The organism is Stenotrophomonas maltophilia (genome assembly GCF_004920835.1).
In the GTDB taxonomy this organism is placed as follows: Bacteria; Pseudomonadota; Gammaproteobacteria; order Xanthomonadales; family Xanthomonadaceae; genus Stenotrophomonas; species Stenotrophomonas maltophilia_AQ.
Genome location: NZ_QFHO01000064.1, coordinates 1 through 440, shown reverse-complemented (window position 1 = coordinate 440; position 440 = coordinate 1). Strand labels below are relative to the sequence as shown.

The window sequence follows — 440 nt, the reverse complement described above, 5'->3', positions numbered from 1 at the left end:
CCTCAGCGCCGTTCCCGTGTGCTGCGAAGTTTCCTTCGTAGCGAGCCGCCCATTATAGCCGGCTTTTCCGCTTCGTCAACACCTTTTTTCAAGGCCGTCTCACCGGAGTGGACGTTGTTGCCGATGCTGCTTCGGCGTTGGACCCGAGGGCCTTTCGTCGTTGCGAGCCGCCTATTATGGCAGGCCTTTCAGCTTTGTCAACAACTTGTTGAAGGAACGTGAAGTTCTTTCTGAAGTTGTTGCTGCAAGTCCAGGTCAAAACCAGGGGCTTGCAAAAAAAGGAAAACCCCGCTGCGCAAGCAGCGGGGTTCTCGGGTATAAACCCTGGCGATGACCTACTCTCGCATGGCTTAGGCCACACTACCATCGGCGCAGCTACGTTTCACTTCCGAGTTCGGGATGGGATCGGGTGGTTCCATAGCGCTAATTTCACCAGGGAG

1 rRNA gene is annotated in these 440 nt (G+C 55.5%); it reads right to left on the bottom strand.

Annotated elements, in window-relative coordinates:
- Positions 1-322 precede the first annotated feature (322 nt).
- Positions 323-437, bottom strand: a 5S ribosomal RNA gene (gene rrf, locus DI041_RS21080).
- Positions 438-440: the final 3 nt, after the last annotated feature.